Genomic DNA, 6796 nt, shown 5'->3' on the forward strand with positions numbered 1-6796 from the left:
GGGGGGACGCCCCCGCGCGCGGCGCCGCCAGGAGAGGCACCGCCCGGGGGGGCGCCGCGCCCCGGCCCGCTCACCGTGAACCCGTCGTCCGCGTGGGCCCCGCGCCGGCCGGCCGGCGCGGGGCGCGTGGGCGGAGCCGCCGGTCGGGGCGCCCGCGGGTCGCGAACCTGCCAGTTCGGCTCCCCCGGTCCGGCGGGGCTCGCGGGCGGCGGCCCCGTGGGCCTGGCCGCCTGGCCGTAGGGCGTGGTGTCCGGCGCGGCCTGGCCGTACGAACCGGGGCCGGGCCCGACTCCCGTCCCCGGTGGCCGGGCGGGGGGCGCCGCGGCCGCCGGCCGGGCAGGAGGCGCCTGAGCCGCCGGCGGTGCCGGGGTGGGCCCCGCGGCTCCACCGGGGGCGGCTGGACCGGTGCCCCGGGGCACGCCCCGGGGGCTGGTCACATAGGGATCGACGCTGTGGCCGCCGGCCCGTCGCGGGCCGGTGCCGTACGGGTCGGCCCCGCGCCGGTCGGCGATGTCCTGCTGCGGTGTGCGGCTGCCGCCCCGCCGGTGCAGCCGGGAGCCCCGGTGCGGCGCCTGGTGAGTGCCCTGGCCCTGGCCGCGCCGCGCCGCGTGCCCACCCGCCCCCTCGGCGCCGGCCGGCTGGTGGCGGCGCGGGCGCAGCTGGCGCAACGCGCGCACGGTCGGGCGCGGCGAGGTGATCTCGCCGTCCGTCGGGGCCGCCGGCGGGCCGATCAGCTCGTGCACCGCGTGCGCGACCTTCGGCTGGCGGGCGCGGTCGTCGCCGCGGAAACCGGTCTCGAGCTCACGGCCCTCGAGCGACCAGGCGATCACCAGGAGCCGGCCGGGCGCGGCCACCTTGCCCGCGTGCGCCCGTTCCAGGCGGGCGCCGCGGACCGCCTCCCGGGGGATCCAGAACGACATCTTGCCGCGATCGACCTGGATCCCGGCCACGTGGACGGTGATGTAGCTGCCGTCCTTGCCGCCGAGGCCACGCGCGGAGAACCACTCCAGCCAGTAGCCGGCGTCGGTGGTCCCCAGGTACGACCCGCGCAGCGGCGCGGACAGCACGGTGCCCCGGTCCTCGGGCGGTGCCAGGAGCTCCGGGAGGTCGTCCTCCTGCCGGGTGGCCCTGCGGCGCCACATCTGGCGCAGGAAACCGACCACCGCGACGAGCAGCAGCAGGATGCCGACGAGCAACAGCAGGCGCAGGCCGAGCAGGCCAGGACCTCCGTCTTCGGCGACGCCGCCAGCACGTTGCGCGAGGGCGCGGACCGCGACCACCTTCACACGACCTTCCCGTCGAGCACCGTGGGCCGGCCGGCGAGGAAGGTGGCGCGCACCTGACCTGGCATCGTCATCCCCCGGTAGGGCGAGTTCCGGCTGCGGCTGGCGAACCCCGAGGGGTCGACAACCCAGCGCGCCTCCGGGTCGACGAGGGTCAGCGTCGCGGCGGCGCCGACGTCCATGGAACTCCTGGCGTCAACCGGCACGTCGGGCAGGCCACCGATCCGCGCGGGGGCGAGCGCCATCCGGTCCACGACACCGGCCCAGTCGAGCAGTCCGGTCGCCACCATGGCGTCGATCACGATCGACAGCGCGGTCTGCAGGCCCAGCATCCCGGGCCGGGCCGCGGACCACTCGGTGTCCTTGTCCTGAGGGGCGTGCGGGGCGTGGTCGGTCGCGACGGCGTCGATGGTGCCGTCCGCGAGCCCGGCGCGCAGCGCCGCCACGTCCTCGGCGGTGCGCAGCGGCGGGTTGACCTTGTAGACCGGGTCGTAGGTGGCGGCCAGCTCGTCGGTGAGCAGCAGGTGATGCGGTGTGACCTCGGCGGTGACCCGCCAGCCCTTCGACTTGGCCCAGCGGATGAGCTCCACCGAGCCGGCGGTGGACACGTGGCAGATGTGCAGCCGGGAGCCGACGTGCCCGGCGAGCAGCGCGTCCCGCGCGATGACCGCCTCCTCGGCCACCGCGGGCCAGCCCGCCATGCCGAGCCGGGCCGAGCAGGCGCCCTCGTTCATCTGGGCGCCCTCGGTGAGCCGCGGCTCCTCGGCGTGCTGCGCGATGACGCCGTCGAAGGCCTTCACGTACTCCAGCGCCCGGCGCATCAGCAGCGGGTCGGACACGCAGTGGCCGTCGTCGGAGAACACCCGCACCGCCGCCGCGGACGAGGCCATCGCTCCCAGCTCCGCCAGCTTCCTGCCGGCGAGCCCCTCGGTGACGGCGCCGACCGGGCGCACGTCGCAGTGGCCGGCGTCCCGGCCGAGCCGCCACACCTGCTCGACGACGCCCGCCGTGTCGGCCACCGGGTTGGTGTTCGCCATCGCGAACACGGTGGTGTAGCCGCCGAGCGCGGCGGCGCGGGTGCCGGACTCGACCGTCTCGGCGTCCTCCCGGCCCGGCTCGCGCAGGTGGGTGTGCAGGTCGACGAAGCCGGGCAGCGCGTAAAGCCCGTCGGCGTCGAGCACCCGGGCGCCGGTGTCGGTGGCGGACAGGGTGCCGGGCGGGCCGGTCTCGACGATCCGCCCGCCGGCCAGCAGCAGGTCGGCGCGCTCGCCGCCCAGCGGCGCCACGGCGCGCAGCAGCCAGGCCGTAGCCGGCGTCCCCGTCATCGGATGACCTCCCGTTCCTCGGGCTCGTCGGCCCCGCCCAGCAGCAGGTACAGGCAGGCCATCCGGACGCTGACGCCGTTCGCCACCTGCTCGACGATGGTGGAGCGCGGCGAGTCGGCCACGTCGGAGGCGATCTCCATGCCGCGCACCATCGGCCCGGGGTGCATCACCAGGGCGTGCGGCGGCAGGGTGGCGGCGCGGTCGGCGTCCAGGCCGTAGCGGCGGCTGTACTCCCGCTCGGTGGGGAAGAAGGCCGCCGACATCCGTTCCCGCTGCACCCGCAGCATCATCACGACGTCCGAGCCGGGCAGCACGGCATCCAGGTTGTAGGACACGTCCACCGGCCAGTCGGCCACGGCGTTGGGCAGCAGCGTCGGCGGCGCGACCAGCGTCACCTTCGCCCCGAGGGTGCGCAGCAGCCAGACGTTGGACCGGGCGACCCGGGAGTGCAGCACGTCGCCGACGATCGTGACGGCCAGCCCCTCCAGCCGGCCGAGCCGGCGGCGGATCGTGAACGCGTCCAGCAGCGCCTGGGTGGGATGCTCGTGCGTGCCGTCGCCGGCGTTGAGCACGCTGCCGCGCACCCAGCCGGCGAGCCGCTGCGGCGCGCCGCTGGCGGGGTGACGGCACACGACCGCGTCGGCGCCCATCGCCTCCAGGGTCAGCGCGGTGTCCTTGAGGCTCTCGCCCTTGGAGACGCTGGACCCCTTCGCGGAGAAGTTGATGACGTCGGCGGACAGCCGCTTGGCCGCGAGCTCGAACGAGGTGCGCGTGCGCGTCGAGTCCTCGAAGAACAGGTTCACCACGGTGCGCCCGCGCAGCGTCGGCAGTTTCTTCACCGAACGGTCGGACAGGCGGGCCATCTGCTCCGCGGTGTCGAGCACGAGCAGCGCGTCCTCGCGGAGCAGATCGGCGGTCGAGAGCAGATGCCGGTTCACCGGGCGTCCCCCGCGGCGGCTTCCCCCGCCGCGTCCCCGGCGGCGCCGCCGCCGACGATGAGCACCGCGTCCGCGCCATCGGTCTCGCCGAACCGGACGGCCACCGACTCCCGCCGGGAGGTCGGCATGTTCTTGCCGACGTAGTCGGCCCTGATCGGCAGCTCGCGATGGCCGCGGTCGACCAGGACGGCGAGCTGGACGGCTCTCGGGCGGCCGTACTCGGCCAGCGCGTCGAGCGCGGCCCGCACGGTGCGCCCCGAGTAGAGGACGTCGTCGACGAGGATCACCACCCGGCCGTCGACGCCGCCGTCAGGGATGTCCGTGACCCGCAGCGGGCGCACGGCGCGCAGCCGCAGGTCGTCGCGGTACATGGTTGGGTCGAGCGACCCCGTGGGCACCGTCACACCCTCGACCTCGTGGATCCGGGTGGCGAGCCGCGTCGCGAGCGGCACCCCCCTCGTCGGGATGCCGAGGAGCACCACGTTGCCGCCGCCCGAGGTCTTCTCGAGAATCTGGTGTGCCATCCGGCTGACGATCCGGGCGATGTCGGCCTGCGCGAGCACCGTCCGGCTCGCTCCTGGCTGCCCCACCCCCGGCTGGCTCACGCCGGGCACCGGTTCACCCCGTGCTGGTTCGCCCGGCACTGGTGCACCCTGTGCTGGCTCACCCCGTGCTGGTTCACCCAGCGCTGGCTCACCCCGTGCAACTGTCCCTCCTTCCCCGCCTCACGGGACGGTCCTTAAAGGAGCGGTCCGCAAGACGGTACCAGCCGGTGGGCCACTACCCGGTGTCGCGACAGGGGGCCCGGCGCACGCGCGGCACGTCACCGGGATGTCACACCGTCCTGTGCCGTGGCGTGCGCGTCGAGGCGCGACGGCGGTACGCTCACGCGCCGCCATCCACACTCTCCATGACGCCGTCAGCGCCGACCGTCACCTAACACACCCGCATGGCAATGCGGCGTGAGGGTGTCAGCACGGCCGTACGGCATGCATCACATCCCGTTACCGTTGCCCAACCGGCTTCCGGTGCGGTCCGATGGCCGGAAGTCCCTACGGGAGTAGCGCCAAGAGCGACGGCGGTGCTACGGAAAGTGGTACAAAGAAAGAGGCGACACGACCCCCCTCATGTCGGGTCGCAACCGCGTGGGCACTACTATCGGTAACCGCCGACGGCAAGAGCCCTCGGCTCCATCTGACTCAGACCACGACAGGAGTGGGCACTCCGATGTCCGACTATGCGAAGGCGCTCGGTGCTCGGCTGCGGGCAATACGCACCCAGCAGGGGCTCTCGCTGCATGGCGTGGAGGAGAAGTCGCACGGTCGGTGGAAGGCTGTCGTCGTCGGCTCCTACGAACGTGGGGACCGCGCCGTCACTGTTCAGCGCCTCTCCGAGCTCGCCGAGTTCTATGGCGTGCCGGTGGGCGAGCTCCTTCCCGAAGGCTCGACCGTCGCTCCGCTGGAGCAGTCTCCGCGCATCGTCCTTGACCTCGAGCGGCTCTCGCAGGTCCCGAAGGAGCAGGGCGGCCCGCTCGCCCGGTACGCGGCCACCATCCAGAGCCAGCGCGGTGACTACAACGGCCGTGTTCTGTCGATCCGCTACGAGGACCTGCGGTCCCTCGCGGTGATCTACGACACCTCGCCGAGCAAGCTCACCGAGCAGCTCGTCTCGTGGGGCGTGCTGTCCCCCGAGGCCGGCCAGGAGGCCGCTCCCTCCGACGTCTGAGGGATGGCGAGGGCGGGGGCATCGTGTTCGCTGCCGTTCGGGCAGCTTCCCTCTGTCCCCGCCCTGATGTCCGTCCAGGGGTGACCCCCTGGACCCCAGTGTCAGGGGGCCCAGCCCCCGGCATCCCCCTGCCCGCGCCACGCGCGAGGGTCATCGGGGTCACCGCCTTGTCCGCTCGGTACCCCACAGGCCCGCCATGCCTGTGGGACCACCGTGAGCCCTCGCCGCCAGGAGCCCTCGTCGCTGGCAGCCCTCGCCGCTAGTCGGCCGACGGCTTGACGTCGAGGAGGCTGGCGAGCAGGCCGTTGACGAAGGCCGGGGAGCGGTCGGTCGACACCGACTTCGCCAACTCCACCGCCTCGTCGATGGCGACCCGGTCGGGAACGTCGTCCCGCCAGATCATCTCCAGGATCGCGATCCTCAGGATGTTGCGGTCCACCGCCGGCATCCGCTCGAGTGTCCAGCCCTCGGCATGCTCGGCGATGAAGCTGTCGATCCGGGCTTGGTGCTCGACCACGTCGCGGACCAGGTCGGCCGCGTACTCGCTGACGGGCGGGTCGGACTGAGCCGACCGCGCCGCCAGCGTCTCCAAGGGCGAGACGGACCGCAGGTCCGCCTCGTAGAGGACGTCGAGGGCCCGTTTGCGGGCCTTGGACCTGGCGCTCAGCTGGTCACCCGGCCGAGGTAACGCCCGTCGCGGGTGTCCACCTTCACCTTCTCGCCAGTGGTGACGAAAAGCGGGACCTGGATCGTCGCGCCGGTCTCCAGCGTCGCCGGCTTCGTGCCGCCGGTGGACCGGTCACCCTGCAAGCCAGGGTCGGTGTGCGAGATCGTCAGCTCGACGCTGGCCGGCAGCTCGACATACAGCGGCGCGCCATCGTGCAGGGCCACCGTCGCGACGGTGTTCTCCAGCATGTAGTCGGCGACGGTTCCCACGACGTCCGGCGAGATCGGGATCTGGTCGTAGGACTCGCTGTCCATGAAGACGAACTCGGCGCCGTCGCGGTAGAGGTAAGTCATCTCCCGCTTGTCGACGGTCGCGACCTCCACCTTGACACCCGCGTTGAACGTCTTGTCGACCACCTTGCCGGTGAGCACGTTCTTCAGGGTGGTGCGGACGAACGCCCCGCCCTTGCCCGGCTTGACGTGCTGGAAGCCGACGACGTTCCACAGGACGCCGTCGAGGTCGAGCGTCATGCCGTTCTTCAGGTCGTTCGAGGTGGCCACTATGCAAGTCTCTCTGTGCGATCCGCGTCGTCGAGGTCGCGGACGAGTTTACTGAGTCTCTGGTTCGCTCCGTCCGGGCGGCACGCTCCGGCCCCTTGCTCGCTTCGCTCCCAAGGGACCTCCGCGCGCCGTCCTCCTCCGCTCACGTGCGCTCCGGCGACCTCCGCTGCGGCCCGACCACTTCGCTTCGCTCGTGGACGGGCCTCCGCGGAGGCGCGCCTGCGCGCCAGCTCGGTTGCGTACCGCTTCGACGTTACGGATCAACCACTCTCTGCCATGACCGGTTCTGGCGTACTCC

7 protein-coding genes are annotated in these 6796 nt (G+C 73.2%); 1 reads left to right on the forward strand and 6 read right to left on the reverse strand.

All coding sequences use genetic code 11. From position 1 onward, the window contains the following. From I6A81_RS39375 to pyrR, 4 genes are all read right to left on the reverse strand, one after another. Positions 1 to 1286 (reverse strand): PH-like domain-containing protein (locus tag I6A81_RS39375; RefSeq protein ID WP_203010473.1); only part of this gene is annotated, 1286 nt, incomplete at its 3' end. After that, positions 1283 to 2608 carry a dihydroorotase gene (locus I6A81_RS39380; protein WP_203005136.1) on the reverse strand — a complete coding sequence of 442 codons (1326 nt, stop codon included), beginning with the start codon at positions 2606 to 2608 and terminating at the stop codon, positions 1283 to 1285. The genes I6A81_RS39375 and I6A81_RS39380, both read right to left, overlap by 4 nt. Beyond that, a complete protein-coding gene (locus I6A81_RS39385; protein ID WP_203005137.1) occupies positions 2605 to 3546 on the reverse strand; it encodes an aspartate carbamoyltransferase catalytic subunit in 942 nt (313 codons plus the stop codon). The genes I6A81_RS39380 and I6A81_RS39385 overlap by 4 nt, the downstream gene beginning before the upstream one ends. After that, positions 3543 to 4151 carry a bifunctional pyr operon transcriptional regulator/uracil phosphoribosyltransferase PyrR gene (gene pyrR / locus I6A81_RS39390; RefSeq protein ID WP_307875213.1) on the reverse strand — a complete coding sequence of 203 codons (609 nt, stop codon included), beginning with the start codon at positions 4149 to 4151 and terminating at the stop codon, positions 3543 to 3545. Before pyrR ends, I6A81_RS39385 begins: the two co-directional genes overlap by 4 nt. 622 nt (positions 4152 to 4773) lie before the next feature. Between pyrR and bldD the strand changes: the two genes are divergently transcribed. Then, positions 4774 to 5271: a transcriptional regulator BldD gene (gene bldD / locus I6A81_RS39395; protein WP_203005138.1), complete on the forward strand. Its 498-nt coding sequence runs from the start codon at positions 4774 to 4776 to the stop codon at positions 5269 to 5271. 259 nt (positions 5272 to 5530) lie between these two features. Here bldD and nusB read toward each other — a convergent pair whose 3' ends face one another. Both nusB and efp read right to left on the reverse strand, forming a co-directional pair. Continuing rightward, positions 5531 to 5938 carry a transcription antitermination factor NusB gene (gene nusB / locus I6A81_RS39400; protein WP_203005152.1) on the reverse strand — a complete coding sequence of 136 codons (408 nt, stop codon included), beginning with the start codon at positions 5936 to 5938 and terminating at the stop codon, positions 5531 to 5533. Then, positions 5935 to 6498, reverse strand: coding sequence for an elongation factor P (gene efp / locus I6A81_RS39405; RefSeq protein ID WP_203005139.1), 564 nt, complete (start codon positions 6496 to 6498; stop codon positions 5935 to 5937). The genes nusB and efp overlap by 4 nt, the downstream gene beginning before the upstream one ends. Positions 6499 to 6796 lie beyond the last annotated feature (298 nt).

Origin of the sequence: Frankia nepalensis (assembly GCF_016786325.1) — a bacterium.
In the GTDB taxonomy this organism is placed as follows: domain Bacteria; phylum Actinomycetota; class Actinomycetes; order Frankiales; family Frankiaceae; genus Pseudofrankia; species Pseudofrankia nepalensis.